At 71.1% G+C, this 22,831-nt stretch carries 20 protein-coding genes; 18 read left to right on the top strand and 2 right to left on the bottom strand.

Annotation, left to right across the window (positions count from 1 at the left end; genetic code table 11):
* Positions 1–24 precede the first annotated feature (24 nt).
* The 8 genes from OG870_RS08515 to OG870_RS08480 all read left to right on the top strand — a co-directional run bounded on the left by OG870_RS08515 (position 25) and on the right by OG870_RS08480 (position 8,726).
* Positions 25–1,131, top strand: coding sequence for a quinone-dependent dihydroorotate dehydrogenase (locus tag OG870_RS08515; protein ID WP_266510631.1), 1,107 nt, complete (start codon positions 25–27; stop codon positions 1,129–1,131).
* Positions 1,128–1,973 (top strand): orotidine-5'-phosphate decarboxylase, encoded by an 846-nt coding sequence (gene pyrF / locus OG870_RS08510; RefSeq protein ID WP_266510629.1) that lies wholly within the window; start codon positions 1,128–1,130, stop codon positions 1,971–1,973. The genes OG870_RS08515 and pyrF overlap by 4 nt, the downstream gene beginning before the upstream one ends.
* A 311-nt stretch (positions 1,974–2,284) precedes the next feature.
* Positions 2,285–2,608 (top strand): integration host factor, encoded by a 324-nt coding sequence (locus OG870_RS08505; RefSeq protein WP_003977346.1) that lies wholly within the window; start codon positions 2,285–2,287, stop codon positions 2,606–2,608.
* A gap of 60 nt (positions 2,609–2,668) precedes the next feature.
* Positions 2,669–3,262: a guanylate kinase gene (gene gmk / locus OG870_RS08500; RefSeq protein WP_266510627.1), complete on the top strand. Its 594-nt coding sequence runs from the start codon at positions 2,669–2,671 to the stop codon at positions 3,260–3,262.
* 53 nt (positions 3,263–3,315) lie between these two features.
* On the top strand, positions 3,316–3,588 hold the full coding sequence (gene rpoZ, locus OG870_RS08495; protein ID WP_003977348.1) for a DNA-directed RNA polymerase subunit omega: 273 nt from the start codon (positions 3,316–3,318) through the stop codon (positions 3,586–3,588).
* Between the two features lie 121 nt (positions 3,589–3,709).
* The gene (coaBC, locus tag OG870_RS08490; protein WP_327690796.1) at positions 3,710–4,912 is read left to right on the top strand and encodes a bifunctional phosphopantothenoylcysteine decarboxylase/phosphopantothenate--cysteine ligase CoaBC; all 1,203 of its coding nucleotides are present in this window, start codon (positions 3,710–3,712) and stop codon (positions 4,910–4,912) included.
* 263 nt (positions 4,913–5,175) lie between these two features.
* The gene (metK, locus tag OG870_RS08485; RefSeq protein WP_266510623.1) at positions 5,176–6,384 is read left to right on the top strand and encodes a methionine adenosyltransferase; all 1,209 of its coding nucleotides are present in this window, start codon (positions 5,176–5,178) and stop codon (positions 6,382–6,384) included.
* A gap of 188 nt (positions 6,385–6,572) precedes the next feature.
* Positions 6,573–8,726, top strand: a complete 2,154-nt coding sequence (locus tag OG870_RS08480) for a primosomal protein N' (RefSeq protein ID WP_266923441.1) — start codon at positions 6,573–6,575, stop codon at positions 8,724–8,726.
* Between the two features lie 330 nt (positions 8,727–9,056).
* Here the strand turns inward: OG870_RS08480 and OG870_RS08475 are convergent, their stop codons facing one another.
* A complete protein-coding gene (locus OG870_RS08475) occupies positions 9,057–9,599 on the bottom strand; it encodes a hypothetical protein (protein ID WP_266510619.1) in 543 nt (180 codons plus the stop codon).
* 290 nt (positions 9,600–9,889) lie between these two features.
* Here OG870_RS08475 and fmt point away from each other — a divergent pair, with 290 nt between their 5' ends.
* Both fmt and OG870_RS08465 read left to right on the top strand, forming a co-directional pair.
* On the top strand, positions 9,890–10,822 hold the full coding sequence (fmt, locus tag OG870_RS08470; protein ID WP_266923439.1) for a methionyl-tRNA formyltransferase: 933 nt from the start codon (positions 9,890–9,892) through the stop codon (positions 10,820–10,822).
* Positions 10,823–10,975: 153 nt separating this feature from the next.
* A complete protein-coding gene (locus tag OG870_RS08465) occupies positions 10,976–12,403 on the top strand; it encodes an RsmB/NOP family class I SAM-dependent RNA methyltransferase (protein WP_266586024.1) in 1,428 nt (475 codons plus the stop codon).
* Here the strand turns inward: OG870_RS08465 and OG870_RS08460 are convergent.
* The gene (locus tag OG870_RS08460; RefSeq protein WP_266586026.1) at positions 12,384–14,540 is read right to left on the bottom strand and encodes an MMPL family transporter; all 2,157 of its coding nucleotides are present in this window, start codon (positions 14,538–14,540) and stop codon (positions 12,384–12,386) included. The genes OG870_RS08465 and OG870_RS08460 overlap by 20 nt on opposite strands.
* 134 nt (positions 14,541–14,674) lie before the next feature.
* Here OG870_RS08460 and rpe point away from each other — a divergent pair, with 134 nt between their 5' ends.
* The 8 genes from rpe to OG870_RS08420 all read left to right on the top strand — a co-directional run bounded on the left by rpe (position 14,675) and on the right by OG870_RS08420 (position 22,827).
* Positions 14,675–15,361, top strand: coding sequence for a ribulose-phosphate 3-epimerase (gene rpe / locus OG870_RS08455; RefSeq protein WP_266510611.1), 687 nt, complete (start codon positions 14,675–14,677; stop codon positions 15,359–15,361).
* A 90-nt stretch (positions 15,362–15,451) separates the two neighbouring features.
* Positions 15,452–16,495, top strand: coding sequence for a sugar-binding transcriptional regulator (locus tag OG870_RS08450; protein ID WP_266586027.1), 1,044 nt, complete (start codon positions 15,452–15,454; stop codon positions 16,493–16,495).
* 40 nt (positions 16,496–16,535) lie between these two features.
* Positions 16,536–16,964, top strand: coding sequence for a ribonuclease (locus OG870_RS08445; RefSeq protein WP_266586029.1), 429 nt, complete (start codon positions 16,536–16,538; stop codon positions 16,962–16,964).
* A complete protein-coding gene (locus tag OG870_RS08440) occupies positions 16,961–17,278 on the top strand; it encodes a barstar family protein (protein ID WP_266510605.1) in 318 nt (105 codons plus the stop codon). The genes OG870_RS08445 and OG870_RS08440 overlap by 4 nt, the downstream gene beginning before the upstream one ends.
* Positions 17,279–17,429: 151 nt before the next feature.
* Positions 17,430–18,872, top strand: a complete 1,443-nt coding sequence (locus OG870_RS08435) for a GuaB1 family IMP dehydrogenase-related protein (RefSeq protein ID WP_266520108.1) — start codon at positions 17,430–17,432, stop codon at positions 18,870–18,872.
* 637 nt (positions 18,873–19,509) lie between these two features.
* Positions 19,510–21,009: an amino acid permease gene (locus OG870_RS08430; RefSeq protein ID WP_266586031.1), complete on the top strand. Its 1,500-nt coding sequence runs from the start codon at positions 19,510–19,512 to the stop codon at positions 21,007–21,009.
* A gap of 10 nt (positions 21,010–21,019) precedes the next feature.
* Positions 21,020–21,472, top strand: coding sequence for an Lrp/AsnC family transcriptional regulator (locus OG870_RS08425; RefSeq protein WP_099927428.1), 453 nt, complete (start codon positions 21,020–21,022; stop codon positions 21,470–21,472).
* A 146-nt stretch (positions 21,473–21,618) separates the two neighbouring features.
* Positions 21,619–22,827: an MFS transporter gene (locus tag OG870_RS08420; RefSeq protein WP_266586033.1), complete on the top strand. Its 1,209-nt coding sequence runs from the start codon at positions 21,619–21,621 to the stop codon at positions 22,825–22,827.
* Positions 22,828–22,831 lie beyond the last annotated feature (4 nt).

The raw sequence follows: 22,831 nt of genomic DNA, 5'->3' as shown, positions 1-22,831 counted from the left end.
TGTCCCCCTCTTCGTGAGGACACCATGTACAAGATCTTCTTCAACCTCGTCTTCCAGCGGATGGACCCGGAGCGGGCCCACTACCTGGCCTTCCGCTGGATCCGCCTCGCCGTCCGCGTCCCCGTGCTGCGCACCTTCGTCGCGGCCGCACTCGCCCCCCGCCACAAGGAACTGCGCACCGAGGCGTTCGGGCTGCGCATGCACGGCCCCTTCGGGCTCGCCGCCGGCTTCGACAAGAACGCGGTCGCGATCGACGGCATGTCGATGCTCGGCTTCGATCACGTCGAGATCGGCACCGTGACCGGGGAGGCACAGCCCGGCAACCCCCAAAAGCGGCTGTTCCGGCTCGTGAAGGACCGGGCGCTGATCAACCGCATGGGCTTCAACAACGAGGGCTCGCTGGCGGTGGCGGCCCGTCTGGCGTCCCGTGAGCCGGTCTTCCGGACCGTCGTGGGCGTCAACATCGGCAAGACCAAGGTCGTCCCCGAGGACGAGGCCGCCGCGGACTACGTGAAGTCCGCCGAGCGGCTGGCGCCGTATGCCGACTACCTGGTCGTGAACGTCTCGTCCCCGAACACCCCCGGGCTGCGCAACCTGCAGGCCACCGAGGCGCTGCGCCCGCTGCTGAGCGCCGTGCGCGAGGCCGCCGACCGTACGGTGACCTCCCGCCGTGTCCCGCTGCTCGTGAAGATCGCGCCGGACCTCGCCGACGAGGACGTCGACGCCGTCGCCGACCTCGCCGTCGAACTCGGCCTGGACGGGATCATCGCCACGAACACCACCATCGCGCGCGAGGGGCTCGGTTTGAAATCCGAACCCTCGCTGGTGAAGGAGACCGGCGGGCTGTCCGGCGCGCCCCTGAAGGCCCGCTCCCTGGAGGTGCTGCGCCGCCTCTACGCGCGCGTGGGCGACCGCATCACCCTGGTGGGGGTCGGCGGCATCGAGAACGCCGAGGACGCCTGGCAGCGCATCCTGGCCGGCGCCACCCTTGTCCAGGGCTACAGCGCCTTCATCTACGAGGGCCCCTTCTGGGGGCGCGCCATCCACAAGGGCCTCGCCGCCCGCCTCGCCACCAGCCCGTACGCCACCCTCGCCGACGCGGTCGGCGCCGACGTAAGGAAGACCACGTGAGTGCTCTCGAACCCTTCGGCACCCGTCTGCGCCGGGCCATGGACGAGCGTGGGCCGCTGTGCGTCGGTATCGACCCGCACGCGTCCCTGCTCGCCGAGTGGGGCCTGAACGACGATGTCGCGGGCCTGGAGCGGTTCAGCCGCACGGTGGTGGAGGCGACCGCCGACCGGGTCGCCGTCCTGAAGCCGCAGAGCGCGTTCTTCGAGCGCTTCGGCTCCCGTGGCATCGCCGTCCTGGAGAAGTCGGTGGAAGAGGCCCGGGCGGCCGGGGCGCTGGTCGTGATGGACGCCAAGCGCGGCGACATCGGCTCGACCATGGCCGCGTACGCCGAGACCTTCCTGCGCAAGGACTCCCCGCTCTTCTCGGACGCGCTCACCGTCTCGCCCTACCTCGGCTACGGATCGCTCTCGCCGGCCCTCGCGCTCGCCCGGGAGAGCGGCTCGGGCCTGTTCGTGCTCGCGCTGACCTCCAACCCTGAGGGCGGTGAGGTGCAGCACGCGATGCGCGCGGACGGACGGAACGTCGGAGCGACGATGCTCGCGCACCTCGCCGCCGAGAACGAGGGGGAGGAGCCCCTGGGGTCCTTCGGGGCCGTCGTGGGCGCCACGCTGGGCGATCTGTCGTCCTACGACCTGGGTATCAACGGGCCGCTCCTGGCTCCCGGCATCGGAGCTCAGGGCGCCACCGCGGCCGACCTTCCCGGCGTCTTCGGGGCGGCGGTGCGCAACGTCGTGCCGAACGTCAGCCGGGGGGTGCTGCGGCACGGTCCCGACGCCGGGGCGCTGCGCGCGGCCGCGGACCGCTTCGCGGAGGAGATCAGGGCCGCCGTGGCGACCGTATGAGACGTTCGTGACGGTCGTCTTAGGCGTTCGAGACGCTCGCTCGACTCCTTCGACGAGTGGTCGGAGGAGTGGTGCGAGGCCCGCTTGAGTCTGAATACATCCTCAAATCCTGGGCATTATGTCCTAAATGTCCGGCCTGACGGAGGCTGACCAGGACTTTTCCGCTGTTCTCGCTGACTCTGGCGGACTTGCCCGCTAGTCTCCGACGAGAGTCAACGGGCAAGCGTGTTGCTCGTGGCTCCCCAGGTGTGGGGCGACTAGGTTCCTCACCGGTCCGTATCCGACAGTTCGACATCCGAGGTGACGTAGGCGTGGCTCTTCCGCCCCTTACCCCTGAACAGCGCGCAGCCGCGCTCGAAAAGGCCGCCGCGGCTCGCCGGGAGCGGGCCGAGGTCAAGAATCGACTCAAGCACTCCGGCGCCTCCCTGCACGAGGTCATCAAGCAGGGCCAGGAAAACGACGTCATCGGCAAGATGAAGGTCTCCGCCCTGCTCGAGTCGCTGCCGGGCGTGGGCAAGGTCCGCGCCAAGCAGATCATGGAGCGACTGGGCATCTCCGAGAGCCGCCGTGTGCGTGGTCTCGGTTCCAACCAGATCGCCTCTCTGGAGCGTGAGTTCGGCAGCACCGGCTCCTGAGTCCGGCTTACTCCGGACCAGGAGTCCCGGGCACTCCGGGATTGCTGGAATAATCGCTGTATGGCTGCAACATTCCGGGGGACGACCCCCGAGCCCCCGGACGTACGTCCGCGGCTGACCGTGCTCTCCGGCCCCTCAGGGGTCGGCAAGAGCACGGTCGTCGCCCATATGCGCAGGCAACACCCCGAGGTCTGGCTCTCGGTGTCGGCGACGACCCGTGCGCCACGCCCCGGCGAGAAGCACGGCGTCCACTACTTCTTCGTCACCGACGAGGAGATGGACAAGCTGATCGCCAACGGTGAGCTGCTGGAGTGGGCCGAGTTCGCCGGAAACCGCTACGGCACCCCGCGTGCCGCCGTGCTGGAGCACCTGGAGGACGGTGTGCCCGTTCTCCTGGAGATCGACCTCCAGGGCGCCCGGCAGGTCCGCGAGACCATGCCGGAGGGCCGGCTGGTGTTCCTGGCTCCGCCCTCCTGGGAGGAGCTGGTGCGCAGGCTCACCGGGCGGGGAACCGAGCCGCCCGAGGTGATCGAGCGCCGTCTTGACGCGGCGAAGATCGAGCTGGCGGCCGAGCCGGAGTTCGACATGACCTTGGTCAACACCTCCGTCGAGGACGTGGCTCGCGAGCTGCTAGCCTTGATGGATGTTGTGTGATCACAAGTGATGTGATCACGACCGATCTTTTCCCATCCATCGGAAGGTAGAGCGTGTCCTCTTCCATCTCCGCGCCCGAGGGCATCATCAACCCGCCGATCGACGAGCTCCTCGAGGCCACCGACTCGAAGTACAGCCTCGTGATCTACGCGGCCAAGCGTGCCCGCCAGATCAACGCGTACTACTCGCAGCTCGGCGAGGGCCTCCTCGAGTACGTCGGTCCGCTCGTCGACACCCACGTCCACGAGAAGCCGCTCTCGATCGCCCTGCGCGAGATCAACGCCGGACTGCTGACGTCCGAGGCCATCGAAGGCCCCGCGCAGTAGTATTTTCGGTTTGCAGTTGGCTTTTCCACAGGCCCGGCAGCGCGACTGTCGGGCCTGTGGTGTGTGATGGGTGCGTGCGCCGGGAGCCGTGGCGTGCGGATGTCGAGTGCGGGGAGGCGCTGTGGACAGGCCGAAGGTCGTTCTGGGGGTCAGCGGCGGTATCGCCGCCTACAAGGCCTGTGAGCTGCTGCGCAGACTGACCGAGTCGGGCCATGACGTCCGCGTCGTTCCCACTGCCTCCGCGCTGCACTTCGTCGGCGCCGCCACCTGGTCCGCGCTCTCCGGCCATCCCGTCTCCACCGAGGTCTGGGACGACGTGCACGAGGTCCCGCACGTCCGCATCGGACAGCATGCCGATCTGGTCGTCGTCGCCCCGGCGACCGCGGACATCCTCGCGAAGGCCGCCCACGGCCTGGCCGACGACCTGCTCACCAACACGCTCCTGACGGCCCGCTGTCCGGTCGTCTTCGCGCCCGCCATGCATACGGAGATGTGGGAGCACCCGGCCACCCAGGAGAACGTGGCGACTCTGCGGCGGCGCGGCGCCGTCGTCATCGAACCGGCCGTCGGCCGCCTGACCGGTGTCGACACCGGCAAGGGGCGGCTGCCCGACCCGGCGGAGATCTTCGAGGTGTGCCGCCGCGTGCTCGCCAGGGGAGTGCGGGAGCCAGACCTCGCCGGCCGGCACGTCGTGGTCAGCGCCGGCGGCACCCGCGAGCCCCTCGACCCGGTGCGCTTCCTCGGCAACCGCTCCTCCGGCAAGCAGGGCTACGCCCTCGCCCGCACCGCCGCCGCGCGAGGCGCCCGCGTCACGCTCATCGCCGCGAACACCATGCTGCCCGACCCGGCCGGTGTGGACGTCGTTCAGGTCGGCACGGCCGTGCAGCTGCGCGAGGCGGTCCTGAAGGCGGCCCCTGAGGCCGACGCCGTCGTGATGGCGGCCGCGGTCGCGGACTTCCGCCCGCAGACATACGCCGCCGGAAAGATCAAGAAGAAGGACGGCCAGGACCCGGACCCCATCGTGCTGGTGCGGAATCCGGACATCCTCGCGGAGATCTCGGCGGAGCGTGCCCGCCCCGGACAGGTGATCGTCGGCTTCGCCGCCGAGACCGACGACGTCCTGGCCAACGGCCGTACCAAGCTGGAGCGCAAGGGCTGCGACCTGCTGGTGGTGAACGAGGTGGGGGAGCGCAAGACCTTCGGCTCCGAGGAGAACGAGGCCGTGGTGCTGGGCGCCGACGGCACCGAGACCCCCGTACCGCACGGTCCTAAGGAAAGGTTGGCCGAAACCGTCTGGGACCTGGTGGCGGAACGCCTCGGGTGAATGTTTCAGTCGCTTCCCGGTCCCCTCAAACCTCTGTCACGGAGGCGTGAAAACCTCTGACACCGGGGCGTGGCGGCCCTGGCCAAGGCCGCACGTAATTGGGCAGAATGCCCGTGCCGCAGGTCACAGCCCTCCCGAGAGGCGAGACAGGGAGGCCGATGACCGAGTACGACCGATAAACTGTTCTCGGACGATGCCGGGCGCAGCCCCCGGGCCCGTCCGCCAATGATCAGCCAGCAGCCGCTGCAACCCCAGGGAGCGTTGTGTCCCGTCGCCTGTTCACCTCGGAGTCCGTGACCGAGGGTCACCCCGACAAGATCGCTGACCAGATCAGCGACACCATTCTCGACGCGCTTCTGCGCGAGGACCCGACTTCCCGGGTCGCCGTCGAGACGCTGATCACCACCGGCCTCGTCCATGTCGCCGGTGAGGTCACCACCAAGACCTACGCGGACATCGCGACCCTGGTCCGCAGCAAGATCCTCGAGATCGGCTACGACTCCTCCAAGAAGGGCTTCGACGGCGCCTCATGCGGCGTCTCGGTGTCCATCGGCGCGCAGTCCCCGGACATCGCGCAGGGCGTCGACACGGCGTACGAGAACCGTGTCGAGGGCGACGAGGACGAACTGGACCGCCAGGGCGCGGGCGACCAGGGTCTGATGTTCGGTTACGCGACCGACGAGACCCCCACCCTGATGCCGCTGCCGATCTTCCTGGCGCACCGCCTGTCGAAGCGCCTCTCCGAGGTCCGCAAGAACGGCACCATCCCCTACCTGCGCCCCGACGGCAAGACGCAGGTCACCATCGAGTACGACGGCGACAAGGCCGTCCGCCTCGACACGGTGGTCGTCTCCTCGCAGCACGCCTCCGACATCGACCTCGAGTCGCTGCTGGCGCCCGACATCCGCGAGTTCGTCGTCGAGGCGGAGCTGAAGGCGCTCCTGGACGACGGCATCAAGCTGGACACGGACAACTACCGCCTCCTGGTCAACCCCACCGGCCGCTTCGAGATCGGCGGCCCGATGGGCGACGCCGGCCTCACCGGCCGCAAGATCATCATCGACACGTACGGCGGCATGGCCCGCCACGGCGGCGGCGCCTTCTCCGGCAAGGACCCGTCCAAGGTCGACCGCTCCGCCGCGTACGCGATGCGCTGGGTGGCGAAGAACGTCGTCGCCGCCGGCCTGGCCTCCCGCTGCGAGGTCCAGGTCGCGTACGCCATCGGCAAGGCCGAGCCGGTCGGTCTCTTCGTGGAGACCTTCGGCACCGCCAAGGTCGACACCGAGCAGATCGAGAAGGCCATCGACGAGGTCTTCGACCTCCGCCCGGCCGCGATCATCCGCGACCTCGACCTGCTCCGCCCGATCTACGCCCAGACCGCGGCCTACGGCCACTTCGGCCGCGAGCTCCCGGAGTTCACCTGGGAGAAGACGGACCGCGTGGACGCACTGCGCAAGGCGGCGGGGCTCTAAGCTCCGCGACGCTTGGCGAGGCCCGGTTCCCTTGGGGGGCCGGGCCTCGGTGTGTCTGTGGCGCATGTGGCGCGCAGTTCGCGATGCGCAGATCATGATGCGGGGGCGGGATGCGTGGGTCGTGATGCGCCGTCCGCATGATCTTGGGCCGCCGTCGGTTGTCAGTGCCGTTTGGTAAGAATGCAGGTGTGAGCAGCGAGGACGGGGCGGTGGACGGCGGGGCCGAGGGCGCGCCGCCCGAGCAGCTTGCGTTGATCCGGGAGAGTGTGCGCAAGGCTGAGGTGCCCAAGGCCAAGCCACGGACGTGGCGAGGGGCCGCGCTGGCCAAGGAGTTGCCCGTCGCGCGGGTCCTGGTCGACAAGGGCGTGCTGCATCTTGACCGGTACTTCGACTACGCCGTGCCCGAGGAGCTGGACGCGGACGCGCAGCCCGGCGTGCGGGTGCGGGTGCGCTTCGGGGCCGGGCGCCATCGGGTGAGGGACGGGCGGCGTGAGGGCGGGGGGTTGATCGACGGGTTTCTCGTCGAGCGGCTCGCGGAGTCCGACTACTCCGGGCCGCTGGCCGCGCTGGCCCAGGTCGTCTCTCCCGAGCGGGTGCTGAGCGAGGAGTTGCTGGGGCTGACCCGTGCCGTTGCCGATCGGTACGCGGGAAGCCTTGCCGATGTGCTTCAGCTGGCCGTGCCGCCCCGCAGCGCGCGGGCCGAGCAGCGGCCCTCGCCCGAGCCACTGCCGGCGCCGGGGATCCCGGAGGCGGGGTCCTGGGTGCGGTACGAGCGGGGGGCCGCGTTTCTGGAGTCGCTGGCGTCGGGAGGCGCGCCCCGCGCGGTCTGGAACGCGCTGCCAGGACCCGAGTGGAGCGACGAGCTGGCGCGTGCCGTGGCGGCGGCCCTGGCCTCCGGTCGGGGCGCGCTGGTCGTGCTGCCGGACGGGCGGGCGGTCGCGCGGGTCGACGCGGCGCTGACCGCGCTGCTGGGGGAGGGCCGGCACGCGGTGCTCACCGCCGACGCCGGACCCGAGAAGCGGTACCGGGAGTGGCTCGCGGTGCGGCGGGGAGCGGTGCGGGCCGTCATCGGGACCCGCGCCGCCATGTTCGCACCGGTCCAGGATCTCGGTCTCGTCGCCATCTGGGACGACGGGGACGACAGCCACAGCGAGCAGCACGCGCCCCAGCCGCACGCACGGGAAGTCCTGCTGCTGCGGGCCGCACTGGACAAGTGCGGGTTCCTGCTGGGCAGCTGGAGCTGCACCGTGGAGGCCGCGCAGTTGGTCGAGAGCGGCTGGGCCCTGCCGCTCGTCGCCGTACGCGAACAGGTGCGGGCGGCCGCTCCGCTCGTACGGACCGTCGGGGACCAGGATCTCGCGCGGGACGAGGCCGCCCGGGCGGCCCGGCTGCCCACCCTGGCCTGGCAGGCCGTCAGAGACGGGTTGCGGCACGGGCCGGTGCTCGTGCAGGTGCCCCGGCGCGGGTACGTCCCCCGGATGGCGTGTGCCAACTGCCGGGCGCCCGCGCGCTGCCGGCACTGCTCCGGGCCGATGGAGGGACAGGAGGCGGGCGCCGCGCTGCGCTGCGGATGGTGCGGACGGGACGAGAGCGGCTGGCACTGTCCGGAGTGCGGCGGGTTCAGGTTGCGGGCGCAGGTCGTGGGGGCGCGGCGGACGGCCGAGGAACTGGGGCGGGCGTTTCCCGCCGTGCCGGTGCGGACCTCCGGACGTGAGCATGTGCTGGACACCGTGCCGGACGCACCCGCGCTGATCGTGAGCACGCCGGGGGCCGAGCCCGTCGCCGAGGGCGGATACGCGGCGGCGCTGCTGCTGGACGGCTGGGCCATGCTCGGGCGGCCCGATCTGCGCGCCGGTGAGGACGCGCTGCGACGATGGATGGCGGCCGCCTCGCTCGTCCGGCCGCAGGGCGCCGACGGCACCGTGGTCGTCGTCGCAGAGCCGACTCTGCGGCCCGTGCAGGCGCTGGTGCGCTGGGACCCCGTCGGCCATGCCGTGCGGGAACTCGCCGAGCGGGCCGAACTCGGCTTTCCGCCGGTGTCGCGGATGGCGGCGCTGTCCGGGGAGGGGGAGGCGGTCGCCGAATTCCTGCGTACGGTCGAACTGCCGCGGGAGGCCGAGGTGCTGGGGCCCGTGCCGTTGCCGGTCACGGTGACCGGGCGGCCGCGGCGGGTGGGGGCGCCGCCTCCCGGGGAGCACTGGCTCCGGGCCCTGGTGCGGGTGCCGCCGGGGTGCGGGGCGGCGCTGGCGTCGGCGCTGAAGGCTGCGCAGGCGGCGCGGATGGCTCGGGGGGCCGGGGAGGCGGTGGTTCGGGTGCGGATCGATCCGCCTGACATCGGGTGAGGTAGGCCGCTCGTCCTGCGGCGGGTGAGGGCGCGTGGCGTCGGGCGAGGCGTGGTCGAGTTCCTCGGACGTGTCCCCGCATGCCGCCCTACCTGCGTGCGTCCATGCGTGCCCCGTACCTGCGTGCAGGCGTGCCTCCGTACCTGCGTGCGTCCAGGCATGCCTCGTACCTGCGTCCTGGCGTGCCTCCCCACTGTGTCCGGGGACATGGCTCCCCATGTACGTCCAGACATGGCTTCCTACCTCTGCCGTCCCGACAGGTCTCCCCAGCGTCCCGACATGCGTCTGCCCTCCCGGATGCGTGCCGGGAGGGCAGGGGAGGAAGGTGGCTCAGCCGTTGCGGGGGCCGGGGAATGCTGTCGGCCTGACCTCGTCGCGGAGCGTGGGGCTGCCGGCCGTCGGCTGGGTCGGCATGGAACGGGCGGCGGGGACCGTCGGCACCGTCGGCATACCGGTGTTCACGGCGACCGGCAGGGATCCCGCCGGCTCGGCGGCCCGCTCGGTCTCGGCGGCCGCCTGGGCCGCGGCCCGGCGCGCGCCGTAACGGCGGTGCACCGCCTGCTTGGTGACCCCGAGTGCGGAACCCACCGCGTCCCACGAGAAGCCGAGAGAGCGGTCGAAGTCGACCGCGGCCGTGACCAGGGTCTCGACACTGTCGCGCAGTTCCTGCGCGAGACGGACGGTCGGGGCGGGAGCGCGTCCGTAGACGACGAAGCCCGTGGAGGGGCCCGAGCGGCGGGGGCGGTAGACGTTGCCCAACTGGGCGGTGAGCGTGCGCAGTGCGTCCACCTGCCGGCGGACCCGCTCGATGTCCCGCACCAGCAAGTGCAGGCTGGCCCGAGCCTGGGCGTCGTGGGTTGCGTGGTCGGCCATGAACAAGCCTCTCGAACCGGCGTTGAAAAGGATCCGGGCCGCGCGATCGCGGCCCGTTGTGGTCAATCTTTCTTGACCAACGTGTTTTTGCTTCGGGGGTCACGGTCTGGGGGCGTGGGGGCATATGCCTACGCCCCCAAGTGCCGGTTCCCGCCGCGGACCTCGCCCGGATCCTTCCCGTCGGCATGCGTGACCGTGGGCTTTCCCGGTGTGGTCCTGGAGCTTTCCGGTCGGGGTCATAGACTTGTACGTCGCCGCAACAGCCCCCGTCCGAGAGGCCCCGCCCACCCATGAAGCTCGTCTTCGCCGGTACCCCCGAGGTCGCCGTTCCCGCTCTGGACGCTCTCATCGCCTCTGGGCGGCACGAGGTGGCCGCCGTCGTCACGCGGCCCGACGCACCGGCCGGGCGGGGACGCAGGCTGGTCGCGTCCCCTGTGGCGCAGCGGGCCCAGGAGGCCGGGATCGAGGTGCTGAGGCCGCTCAAGCCGAGGGATCCGGAATTCCTCGCGCGGCTGCGGGAGATCGGCCCCGACTGCTGTCCCGTCGTCGCCTACGGCGCCCTGCTGCCCCGCGTCGCCCTCGACGTCCCCGCCCAGGGCTGGGTCAACCTGCACTTCTCCTTGCTGCCGGCCTGGCGCGGCGCCGCGCCCGTGCAGCACGCCATCATGGCCGGGGACGAGATCACGGGGGCCTCCACCTTCCTCATCGAGGAGGGCCTCGACTCCGGGCCGGTCTACGGCACGGTGACCGAGGAGATCCGGCACAACGACACCAGCGGCGACCTGCTGACCCGGCTGGCCTTCGCCGGCGCCGGGCTGCTCTCCGCGACCATGGACGGCATTGAGGACGGCACGCTGAAGGCCGTACCGCAGCCGGCCGAGGGCATCACCACAGCGCCGAAGATCACTGTCGAGGACGCCCAGGTCGACTGGGCCACCCCGGCGTTGCGGGTCGACCGGGTCGTGCGCGGCTGCACCCCGGCGCCCGGCGCCTGGACCACCTTCCGGGAGGAGCGGCTCAAGCTGATCCACGTCACGCCCGTGCCGGAGCGGACCGACCTCCCGCCCGGGCAGCTCGCCGTCGGCAAGAACAGCGTGCACGTCGGCACCGGTTCGTACGCCGTCGAGCTGCTGTGGGTACAGGCCCAGGGCAAGAAGCCGATGCGAGCGGCGGACTGGGCGCGGGGCGTGCGGATCGCCGACGGGGAGCGCCTCGGCGGGTAGCAGGGTGGTGGGCGGGAGCTAGCAGGGTGGTGGGCGGGAGCTAGCAAGGCGGTGGGTGGGAGCTAGCAAGGTGGTGGGTGGGAGCTAGCGAGGCGGTGGGTGGGACGTAGGCTTGGTGCGTAGTCCGACCAGACATACCGGAGCACCTTTTTCGTGAGCGACACCTCCCCTGCGCCCCGCAAGTCCCCTAAGCCCTATCGGCGGCCCAAGAAGGACCCCGTCCGCATGCTCGCCTTCGAGGCGCTGAGGGCCGTGGACGAGCGGGACGCGTACGCCAACCTCGTTCTGCCGCCGCTGCTGCGCAAGGCGCGGGAGAAGGAGGGACCGGACACGTTCGACGGGCGGGACGCGGCGCTCGCGACGGAGCTGGTGTACGGGACGCTGCGGTGGCAGGGGACCTACGACGCCGTCATCTCCGCCTGTGTGGACCGGCCGCTGCGCGAGGTCGACCCGCCTGTGCTGGACGTGCTGAGCCTCGGGGTGCACCAGTTGCTCGGGACGCGGATCCCGACCCATGCGGCCGTGTCCGCCTCGGTCGAGCTGGCCCGGGTCGTGCTCGGTGACGGGCGGGCCAAGTTCGTCAACGCCGTGCTGCGGAAGGTCGCGCAGGACGATCTCGACGGCTGGATCGAGAAGGTCGCGCCGCCCTACGAGGACGACCCCGAGGACCACCTCGCCGTCGTCCACTCGCATCCGCGCTGGGTCGTGTCCGCGCTGTGGGACTCTCTCGGCGGCGGCCGGGCCGGCATCGAGCGGTTGCTGGAGGCGGACAACGAGCGGCCCGAGGTGACTCTGGTCGCGCGGCCCGGGCGGGCCAGGACCGAGGAGTTGCTCGGGGAGGAGGCCGCGGTCGCGGGGCGCTGGTCGCCGTATGCCGTGCGGCTCACCGAAGGCGGTGAGCCCGGCGCGATCGAGGCCGTACGGGACGGCCGTGCGGGCGTGCAGGACGAGGGCAGTCAGCTCGTGGCGGTGGCGCTGGCCAACGCCCCCCTGGACGGGCCGGACGAGAAGTGGCTCGACGGGTGCGCCGGGCCCGGCGGGAAGGCGGCGCTGCTCGGGGCACTGGCCGCTGAGCGGGGGGCGGCCCTGCTCGCCTCCGAGAAGCAGCCGCACCGGGCCGGCCTGGTCGCGAAGGCGCTGCGCGGCAACCCCGGGCCCTACCAGGTCATCACCGCCGACGGGACCCGCCCGCCGTGGCGGCCCGGCTCCTTCGACCGGGTGCTGATGGACGTGCCCTGCACGGGGCTCGGCGCGCTGCGGCGGCGGCCCGAGGCGCGCTGGCGGCGTCGTCCCGAGGACCTGGACCAGTTCGGGCCGCTCCAGCGTGCCCTGCTGCGCTCCGCCCTGGACGCCGTACGGGTCGGCGGCGTCGTGGGCTACGCCACCTGCTCGCCGCACCTGGCCGAGACCAGGGCCGTCGTCGACGACCTGCTCAAGCAGCATCCGGGCGCCGAACTCGTCGACGCGCGCCCGCTCCTGCCGGGCGTGCCGGACCTCGGCGCCGGTCCGGACGTACAGCTGTGGCCGCACCTGCACGGGACCGACGCCATGTATCTGGCCCTTATTCGGAGGACTGGCTGACCTGCTCCGCCTCGCTCGCCGCGGGCGTTCCGCCGTCCTGGTGGGCCAGGCGGTGCGGCCACCACACCTTCTTTCCCACATCGAGGAAGAGTGAGGTGACCAGCACGGACCGGATGACGAACGTGTCGAGCAGGACGCCGAGTGCGACCGCGAAGCCGATCTCCGCGAAGCCCACCATCGGCAGCGTGCCCAGGGCGGCGAACGTGCCCGCCAGGACCAGGCCGGCCGAGGTGATCACCGCGCCGGTGGTGGCCAGGCCCGTCACCACCCCGGGTCGGGTGCCGCGGTGGAAGGCCTCCTCGCGGATGCGTGTGGTCAGGAAGATGTTGTAGTCGATGCCGAGCGCGACCAGGAACACGAAGACGAACAGCGGGAAGGACACGTCCTCGCCCGCGTAGTCGAAGACGTGCCGGAAGGCGAGGGCGCTCAGCCCCAGCGCGGTGGCCAGGGACAGCATCACCGTCCCGATCAGCAGGAGCGGTGCCACCAGGGCGCGCAGCAGGATGCCCAGCACGAGCAGGACGACGACCAGGACCAGTGGGATGACCAGGTAGTTGTCGTGGGTCTGGGCGTTCTCCATGTCCAGCAGGGCGGCTGTGCCGCCGCCCACCTGGGCGTCGGCGTTCGGCACGACGTGCACCGCGTGGCGCACCCGCTGCACGGTCGCCTTCGCCGCGTCGCTGTCGGCCGGGGCGCGCATGGTCGCCTCGAACAGCACCTGACCGTTGTGTTCGGGCGCGGTGCCGGGTGGTATGCCGATGCTCGTCGGCACGACACCGCGGTCCGCGGCGACGGCGCGGCCCACCTGCGTGGCCTGCGCCTTGTTGGAGACGATCACCAGCGGATCGCCGGAGCCCGCCGGGAAGTAACGCGCCGACACCTTCTGCCCGGTGATGGAGTCCGGTGTGTTGGTGAAGGCGTCCGCGTTGGCGATTCCCGCCGCACGCAACTGGAACAGGCCCAGGGACAGGGCCACGAGCACCGCGGCCGTGATGCTCCAGACCATGCGCGGACGGCGGGCGATACGACGGCCCATGCGGGCCCAGATGCCGCGTTCGGTCGGATCGGCGGACCCGAAGTGCGGGACGGTCGGCCAGAAGATCCAGCGGCCGAAGATCAGCAGCAGGGCCGGGAAGAGGGTGAGCATGGCCAGGAGAGCGATCGTCACGCCGATCGCCGCCACCGGGCCCAGGCCGCGCGTCGAGTTCATCTCGGCGACGAGCAGCACCAGCATGCTCAGGACGACCGTCAGTCCGGAGGCGAGCACCGCCGGTCCCGCGCGGTTCATGGCCAGCGCCATCGCCTCGTGGCGGTCCTCGTGCCGGCGCAGTTCCTCCCGGTAGCGGGCGACCAGGAGCAGGGCGTAGTCGGTGCCCGCGCCGAAGACGAGCACCGTGAGGATGCCGGCGCTCTGACCGTTCACGGTCAGGCCCGCGTGCCGTGCGAGGAGATAGATCAGCGCCTGTGCCGTGAACAGGGCCACCACGACCCCGAGCAGCGGCACGAACAGCAGCGTCGGACTGCGGAACGTGAGCAGCAGCATCACGATCACGACGGCCATCGCCGAGAACAGCAGGGTCGAGTCGATGCCCTCGAAGGCCTTGGAGAAGTCCGCCGACGTGCCGCCCGGCCCGGTGATGTGCACCGCGAGTCCGCCGCCGCCCTTGCCCACCTGGTCGCGGATCGAGTCGACGGCGGGCGCGATCCGCTGCCAGCCCTGCGCGTCCATGGTGATCGGCACGTAGATCTGGGCGGCTCGTGGTGCCGTCCGCCGGTCGTAGATCGGGCCTTTCGTCTCGGCACCGATGATGCCGTGGGCGCGCAGCGCCTTGACCTGCTGGGCGTCCTGGGCGATCTGCTGCCGGTCCTGCGCCGTCAGCCCGTCCGCCCGCGCGTAGACGACGACCGCGGGGATCTGCTCGGGCCTGAAGTCTCCGGAGACGTCGAGGACCTGGGTGGACTCGGCGGACCCGGGCAGCCAGGACTGCGCGTCGTTGTCCTGGGCGTCGTTCAGCTTCATCCCGAACGGCGCCGCGATCACCAGGACCACGAGCCACAGGGCCACGATCAGCCACTTGGAGCGCCGCCCGCACACGAAAGCGATGGTGTTGCGCTTCCAGACGTCGAGCTGCCTCATGGCGACCCCCGTGGCCGTACGCGGTGCCGGTCGGCGGCCCAGCATGGCATGCGCCGTCCGCGGACAACATCCGATGAACGGCTTAGGTCCGGACCGGCGCGAACAAACGTGCCCGGACATGGCAGGCTTGGGTCATGGCCGTGCAGATCAACCCCAGCATCCTGTCCGCCGACTTCGCCCGCCTCGCGGACGAGGCGAAGGCGGTCGAAGGAGCCGACTGGCTCCACGTAGACGTCATGGACAACCATTTCGTCCCGAACCTCACGCTCGGTGTGCCGGTCGTAGAGTCGCTGGCGCGTGCGACGGACACCCCGCTGGACTGCCATCTGATGATCGAGGCCCCCGATCGCTGGGCCCCGCAGTACGTCGAAGCGGGGGCATCGTCCGTCACCTTCCACGTCGAGGCTGCCGCCGCGCCCGTGCGGCTTGCCCGGGAGATCCGGGCCAAGGGCGCTCGCGCCTCCATGGCGCTGAAGCCCGCGACGCCCATCGAGCCCTACGAGGACCTGCTCCCCGAGCTCGACATGCTGCTGATCATGACGGTGGAGCCGGGCTTCGGCGGGCAGGCGTTCCTCGACATCATGCTTCCCAAGATTCGCCGCACTCGCGAGTTGATCAGCAAGCACGGACTGGAGCTGTGGCTGCAGATCGACGGCGGAGTCTCCGCTTCCACCATCGAGCGCTGCGCGGAGGCCGGCGCCGACGTCTTCGTCGCCGGTTCGGCGGTGTACGGGGCCGAGGACCCGGCCGAAGCGGTACGTGCACTGCGCACCCAGGCGGAGAACGTGACCGCCAAGGCGTCCTGGGCATGCGACCACTGACCAACAGGAACGTGAACAGCTACGTGAACGCCGCCCATCGGGGCGGATCAAGTACGCCGGATCTGCAAGGATGAACGGCGAATCCACAGCGTGAACAGCAGTGAGGAGATCGCCGTGTCGGGTATGTCGGCGGGCCGGTCAGCAGTGCGGATGGGACCCGCTGAGCTGGTGCAGGCGGCGGCCATGGCCCGCCGCTTCTACCTCGAGGGCAAGTCCAAGATCCAGATCGCGGAGGAGTTCGGCGTCAGCCGCTTCAAGGTGGCCCGGGTCCTGGAGACGGCTCTCGAACGGGATCTCGTACGGATCGAGATCCGCGTCCCGGCCGAGCTGGACGCGGAGCGCTCGGACGCGCTGCGTGCCCGCTACGGCCTCAGGCACGCCGTCGTGGTGGAGTCCCCTGCCGACGCGGAGGAGTCGCCCGACCCCGAGAACCTCGGCGAGGTCGCCGCCGACCTGCTCGGCGAACTCGTCAACGAGGGCGATGTGCTCGGCCTTGCCTGGGGCCGCTCCACCATTCACATGGCCGCCGCGCTCGACCGGCTGCCGCCGTGCACGGTGGTGCAGTTGACGGGTGTGTACGACGCCGGGACCGCCGAGCGCGGATCCGTCGAGGCCGTACGCCGCGCCGCCCAGGTGTCCGGCGGCGACGCCCACCCGATCTACGCGCCGATGCTGCTGCCGGACGCGGCGACCGCGGCGGCGCTGCGCAACCAGACGGGGATCGCGCGGGCCTTCGAGTACTTCGACAAGGTCACCGTCGCCTGTGTCTCCATCGGCTCCTGGGAGCCCGGCATCTCGACGGTGCACGACATGCTCAGCGACGAGGAGCGCGCGCACTACGCCTCGCTCGGCGTCGCCGCCGAGATGTCCGCGCACCTCTTCGACACCCAGGGCCGCCGGGTCGGACGGGACCTCGGCGAGCGGTGCATCACGGTCAAGACCGACCAGCTCCGCCGTGTCCCCGAGGTCGTCGCGATCGCGGGCGGCGCGCGCAAGGCGTCCGCGATCGACGCGGTGCTGCGTTCCGGGCTCGTCACCAGCCTGGTGACGGACACGTCGGCCGCGGACGTACTGATGACGTCGGGTCAGACGCCGAAGCCGGCGCTCAACCGGGCGGACCCCGACGGGCCCTGACGGCAGGTCGGAAGGGGGCGGCCGTGGCAGCATCGGCGACATGATGCTGCGGTTCGTCCCCCGGGTGCTCGCCGGGATGCTGGTCTGTCTCGTCGTCCTTCTGACGGGTTGTTCGTCGACAACGGGGACGTCCGGGACATCGGGGACGACAGGCGGTCGGTCAAGTGCCGCCACTCCCGCATGGGTCGGCGACCTGGCAACCGTCCAGGCGTCCGCGCTCCCCGCCGAGGCGCGGCAGACGCTCGTGCTCATCGACAAGGGCGGGCCCTTCCCCTACGCCAGGGACGGCGTCGTTTTCGGGAACTTCGAGGGGCTGCTGCCCGGGCATCAGCGTGGCTACTACCTCGAATACACCGTCAGGACTCCCGGCTCGCGCGACCGCGGAGCCCGGCGCATTGTCACCGGGCAGGGCGGCGAGATCTACTACACCGATGATCACTACGAATCGTTCAGGGCGGTGTTGAGATGACGGAACTCGTGGTCACGCTGGACCTCGACGGGGTCACGGACAAGGCGGGTCTGATGGACCGCTCCGCCCGTGCCCTGCGGCTGCCCGACTGGTTCGGCCGCAACTGGGACGCCCTCGTCGACAGCCTCTCCGACCACACCGTCTGGCCCGAAGGCGCGGTGGAGCGGGGCCTGCTGGTCGTCGTACGGAACTGGCGGCCGTACGCGAAGGCGCGGCCCGAGGAGTGGCAGACCGCTCAGGAGGTCTTCTCCGAGGCCGTCGACCGGACGCCCGCGCTCTGCGTGGCGCTCGCTCTCGGGAACGCGGCGCGATAGGGCTTGGAGGTTTCTCTGAAGGAGCCTCTGACCTGCCTGGACGATCCGCCCGGGCAACGCATTCCAGCCGACATGGGACAATGAGGTACGTGCTCTTCCCTCTGGCAGACCTGTCCGGGGGCCGCCTCTGATCGACTGGGATGTGCAGCACGTGCGTTTCCTCAACGACATCCAGCCCCCGTACGACCTGACGTACGACGACGTCTTCATGGTCCCGAGCCGCAGCGCCGTCGGCTCGCGGCAGGGCGTGGACCTCAGCTCCCCGGACGGCACGGGCACCACCATCCCGCTGGTCGTCGCCAACATGACCGCCATCGCGGGCCGCCGCATGGCCGAGACGGTGGCCCGGCGCGGCGGCCTCGTGGTCATCCCGCAGGACATCCCGATCGAGGTCGTCACCGAGGTCGTCTCCTGGGTGAAGAGCCGCCACCACGTCCTGGACACCCCGATCGTGCTGGCCCCGCACCAGACCGTCGCCGACGCGCTGGCCCTGCTGCCGAAGCGCGCCCACAACGCCGGTGTGGTCGTCGACCAGGACGGCCGCCCCGTGGGCGTCGTCACCGACCAGGACCTGACCGGTGTCGACCGCTTCACCCAGCTCGAAGTCGTCATGTCCCGGGATCTGCTGCTCCTGGACGCCGACATCGACCCGCGCGAAGCGTTCAACCGCCTCGACGCGGCCAACCGCCGCTACGCGCCCGCCGTCGACAAGGACGGCAAGCTCGCAGGCATCCTCACCCGCAAGGGCGCCCTGCGCGCCACGCTGTACTCGCCCGCCGTGGACGCGCAGGGCAAGCTGCGTCTCGCCGCCGCCGTGGGCATCAACGGCGATGTCGCGGGCAAGGCCAAGCAGTTGCTCGACGCGGGTGTCGACACGCTCGTCATCGACACGGCGCACGGCCACCAGGAGTCGATGATCAGCGCGATCAAGGTCGTGAGGGCCCTCGATCCGCAGGTCCCGATCGTCGCGGGCAACATCGTGGCCGCGGAGGGCGTGCGGGATCTGATCGAGGCCGGCGCGGACATCATCAAGGTCGGTGTGGGCCCCGGCGCCATGTGCACCACCCGCATGATGACCGGCGTCGGCCGGCCGCAGTTCTCCGCGGTCCTGGAGTGCGCGGCCGAGGCGAAGAAGTACGGCAAGCACGTGTGGGCCGACGGCGGTGTCCGCCACCCGCGCGACGTGGCCATGGCGCTCGCGGCCGGTGCGTCCAACGTGATGGTCGGGTCGTGGTTCGCGGGCACGTACGAGTCCCCGGGCGACCTGCAGCAGGACGCGAGCGGCCGGCTCTACAAGGAGTCGTTCGGCATGGCGTCCTCGCGCGCGGTCCGCAACCGCACCTCGGACGAGTCGGCGTACGACCGCGCCCGCAAGGCGCTGTTCGAGGAGGGCATCTCGACCTCCCGCATGTTCCTCGACCCGGCCCGTCCCGGCGTCGAGGACCTGATCGACTCGATCATCGCGGGCGTCCGCTCCTCCTGCACCTACGCCGGCGCGGGCTCCCTGGAGGAGTTCGCCGAGAAGGCCGTGGTCGGCATCCAGAGCGCCGCCGGCTACGCGGAGGGCAAGCCGCTGCACGCCAGCTGGAGCTGAGCCAACTCCCTTGCGCACGGCCCCTGTTGCCCCACGGCAAGTGGTCCCGTCGGGAAGATCGGGGGCCGGCAACCTCGGTCCACGGCCGGCGTTTCGCGCGGCAGGGGGTGGAGGAGCGCACCCACCTCGTCGCCCGGCAGAAGGGGCGGCCGGTAGGTACGCGATCGTGGCCCAAAAGGCCGCGTACGGGCGGCAGCTGACGGTCCGTTCGTCGCGCGAGGCCAGGGCCCCCTGGTCGCAGAGCGGGGCCGCGTTCGGCGCCGGCAAGCAGGCCGCCTGGGAGGCGCACACCCGCTGGATCGACGCCCAGGCCGGGCGTACGGCAAACCCGGGCGATGGGGTTCGACCTGGCCGACGAGGCCAAGGCCAGGGCGGTCGCAGGGGAGCACGAAGCGGGGTGACGCGCCCGCGCGCGCAACGCTCCGCAGCCCGCGCGCAACGAATGGACACCCTCCCGCTAGGAACGCAACGATCTTGCGGACACGTGCAAGGTTGCTGCATTACGCCCGTGAAGGAATGGCGCATAGGGTCATGCGCTGTACGTGGCGTGGCGGGGACCCCGCTCGGTGGGTTCCTGCTCGCGCAGGGGTGCCGCCGGTCCCCGCCGCCCTGACCGCAGTGACGAAGGAGTCAGCGCGTGCTCGACCAAGGCGCACCCCCGCAAGGCCGTACCACCAACGCCCCACCGTCCCCGGGCGTCGGCGCGCGCCTCATGCGTCGCAAGCCTGTGGAACGCCTGGTCGCGGAGGGCGGCCAGGGCGAGGGAGGGAGCCTTCGCCGCTCCCTCGGGCTGTGGCAGCTCACCATGATCAGCATCGGCGCCACCCTCGGCACCGGCATCTTCGTGGTCCTCGGCGAGGCGGTGCCGAAGGCCGGTCCCGCCGTCACCCTGTCCTTCGTGATCGCCGGTCTGACGGCGTTCTTCTCGGCCCTCTCGTACGCGGAACTGGCGGGCACCATTCCCGTCGCAGGGTCCTCCTACTCGTATGCATACGCAACGATGGGTGAGCTGATCGCCTGGATCTGCGGCTGGTGTCTGGTCCTGGAGTACGGCGTCTCGGTCGCCGCCGTGGCCGTCGGCTGGGGCGAGTACCTCAACGAACTGCTCGACGGGACCATAGGCGTCACCATCCCGGACGCCCTGTCCGCGCCGCCCGGCGACGGGGGCATCTTCAACCTGCCCGCACTGATCGTCGTCCTGCTGGCCATGGCGTTTCTGTTGGGTGGCGCCCGGGAGTCCGCGCGCGCCAACACGATCATGGTCTGTGTGAAGATCGCCGCGCTGGTGCTGTTCTGCGCCATCGGCATCCAGGGCTTCAGGTCCGGGAACTACCAGCACTTCATGCCGCTGGGTATGGCGGGCGTCAGCGCGGCCGGGGCCACGCTCTTCTTCTCCTACATCGGCTTCGACGCCGCCTCCACCGCAGGCGAGGAGGCCAAGAACGCACAGCGCGACCTGCCGCGGGCCATCATGCTGTCGCTCGTCATCGTCACCGCGCTGTACGTGCTCGTCGCGGCCGTCGCCGTCGGTGCGAAGCCCTGGCGGCGGTTCAACGACTCGGAGGCCGCGCTCGCCCAGATCATGCGCGACGTCACCGGCCAGACCTTCTGGGGCACCCTGCTCGCCGCCTGCGCGGTCATCGCCATCGCGAGCGTCGTGCTGACCGTGCTCTACGGCCAGACCCGCATCCTCTTCGCGATGGCCAGGGACGGCCTGGCCCCCAAGCTGTTCGCGAAGGTCCATCCCAAGAGCGGTGCGCCGCGCGCCAACACGGTCATCGTGTCCCTCTTCTGCGGTGTCCTCGCCGCCGCGATTCCGCTCGGCCAGCTCGCCGACGCCACCAGCATCGGCACGCTCTTCGCCTTCGCGCTGGTCAACATCGCCGTGGTCGTGCTGCGCCGCACCCGCCCGGACATGCCCCGTACCTTCCGTGTCCCGCTGTCGCCGGTCCTGCCGGCCCTGGGGCTCGCGTTCTGCGTCTGGATGATGGGCAGTCTGTCCGCCGTCACCTGGGTCGTCTTCGGGGTCTGGATGGCGGTGGGGCTCGTGTTCTACTTCGGGTACGGCTATCGCCGATCCCGCCTTGCCGCGCCAGAAGTTCTCGCGCCAGAAGTTCTCACGCCCGAAGAGAAGTGAACGACCAGCAGTGCTGAACGATCTCGACGAACGCATCGTGCACGCCCTCGCCGAGGACGCCCGCCGCTCCTACGCGGACATCGGGCAGCTCGTCGGCCTCTCCGCGCCCGCCGTGAAGCGGCGCGTGGACCGGCTGCGCGCCACCGGGGCCATCACCGGCTTCACCGTACGGGTGGACCCGGGGGCCCTGGGCTGGGAGACCGAGGGGTTCGTCGAGATCTACTGCCGCCACAACACCTCGCCGGACACCATCCGGCGGGGCCTGGAGCGCTACCAGGAGGTCGTGGCCGCGTCGACGGTCACCGGCGACGCGGACGCGATCGTCCAGGTCTTCGCCTCCGACATGCGGCACTTCGAACGGGTCCTGGAGCGCATCGCCGGGGAGCCCTTCGTCGAGCGCACCAAGTCCGTGCTGGTGCTGTCGCCGCTGCTGCGCCGCTTCTCGTCGGGGTCCCCGACCTGAGGGTGGGAAATTCACCGGACGAACGCGCCAGGTCCGCCTACCATCGGTGACATGACCTGGCGACATTGATCCACCAGCCGTGCCTCCCGAGGACCGCCTCGGACGCCGTACCTCCGGCATCCGATCCGTCCCTGCGGGAAGGCCCCATGACACTCTCACCTGCGCGCGTGTCCGTCGGCACCGGCGTCCGTCGGCTCACGGCCACGCTGTACGGCTACGCGTTCCTCGACGACTTCGTCCTGCTCTACCCGGTGTACGCCCTGCTGTTCAGCGACACCGGCCTGTCCGTCTGGCAGATGTCCTCGTTGTTCGCCATCTGGTCGATCACGGGCGTCGTGCTGGAGGTGCCCTCCGGCGCCTGGGCCGACGCCGTCTCCCGGCGGCTGCTGCTCTGGCTGGGCCCGCTGCTCACCGCCGCCGGCTTCGCGCTGTGGATCCTCACCCCGTCGTACTGGGCCTTCGCCCTCGGCTTCGTCCTGTGGGGCGCGCGCGGAGCGCTGGGCTCCGGTGCGCTGGAGGCGCTGGTGTACGAGGAACTGGAGCGGCTCGGCGCGGCCGAGCAGTACGCCCGGATCATGGGCCGGGCCAGGGCGGCCGGGCACGTCGCGATCATGGCGGCTCTGGCGCTCGCCGGACCCGTGTTCGCCTGGGGCGGCTACCCGGCCGTGGGCGCGGCGAGCGTACTGGCCTGTCTGGCGACCGCCGTGACGGCGACCCGGTTCCCGGAGGACCGGCCGGAGCTGAAAACCGGGGGTGACGGCTGGGCCCCGATGCTGCGGGACGGGCTCGCCGAAGTCCTTCGCAACCGGTCGTTGCGCGGAGCGCTGCTGCTCGTCCCGGCGGTCGCGTCCGTGTGGGAGGCGCTCGACGAGTACACGCCACTGCTGGTGCGGGACACCGGGGTGGCCGAGGTGACCGTCCCCTATCTGCTCCTGCTGATCTGGACGGGAGCCACCGCCGGGAGCCTGCTGGCCGGGAGGTGCGAACGCATGGGTACGGCGGGACTGGCGGCCGTTCTCGTCGGTGCCGCGCTCGCCCTGGCCGTGGGCGCCGCGGCCGGGACCCCTCTCGCGCTGGGCCTCGTCGCCCTCGCCTTCGGCGGCTTCCAGCTGGCGACCGTGCTGGCCGACGTCCGGCTCCAGCAGCGCATCGACGACAAGCGCCGGGCCACCCTGACCTCGGTCGCGGGCCTGGGCAGCGACCTCGCCACGGTCGCGGTGTACGGCGGATACGCGGCCGTCGAGACGAGAACCGCGCACAGCACAGCCTTCGCCCTGTGCGCCCTGCCGTATCTGGTGACGGCGGTGCTGCTGGTGCTCGGGAGGCCATTGCGGTCCCGGCGGAGCATCCCGTAGGTTG

Source organism: Streptomyces sp. NBC_00461, from assembly GCF_036013935.1.
Lineage (GTDB): Bacteria > Actinomycetota > Actinomycetes > Streptomycetales > Streptomycetaceae > Streptomyces.
The sequence above is the reverse complement of the archived record's forward strand: the minus strand, read 5'-3'. Positions and strand labels throughout refer to the sequence as shown.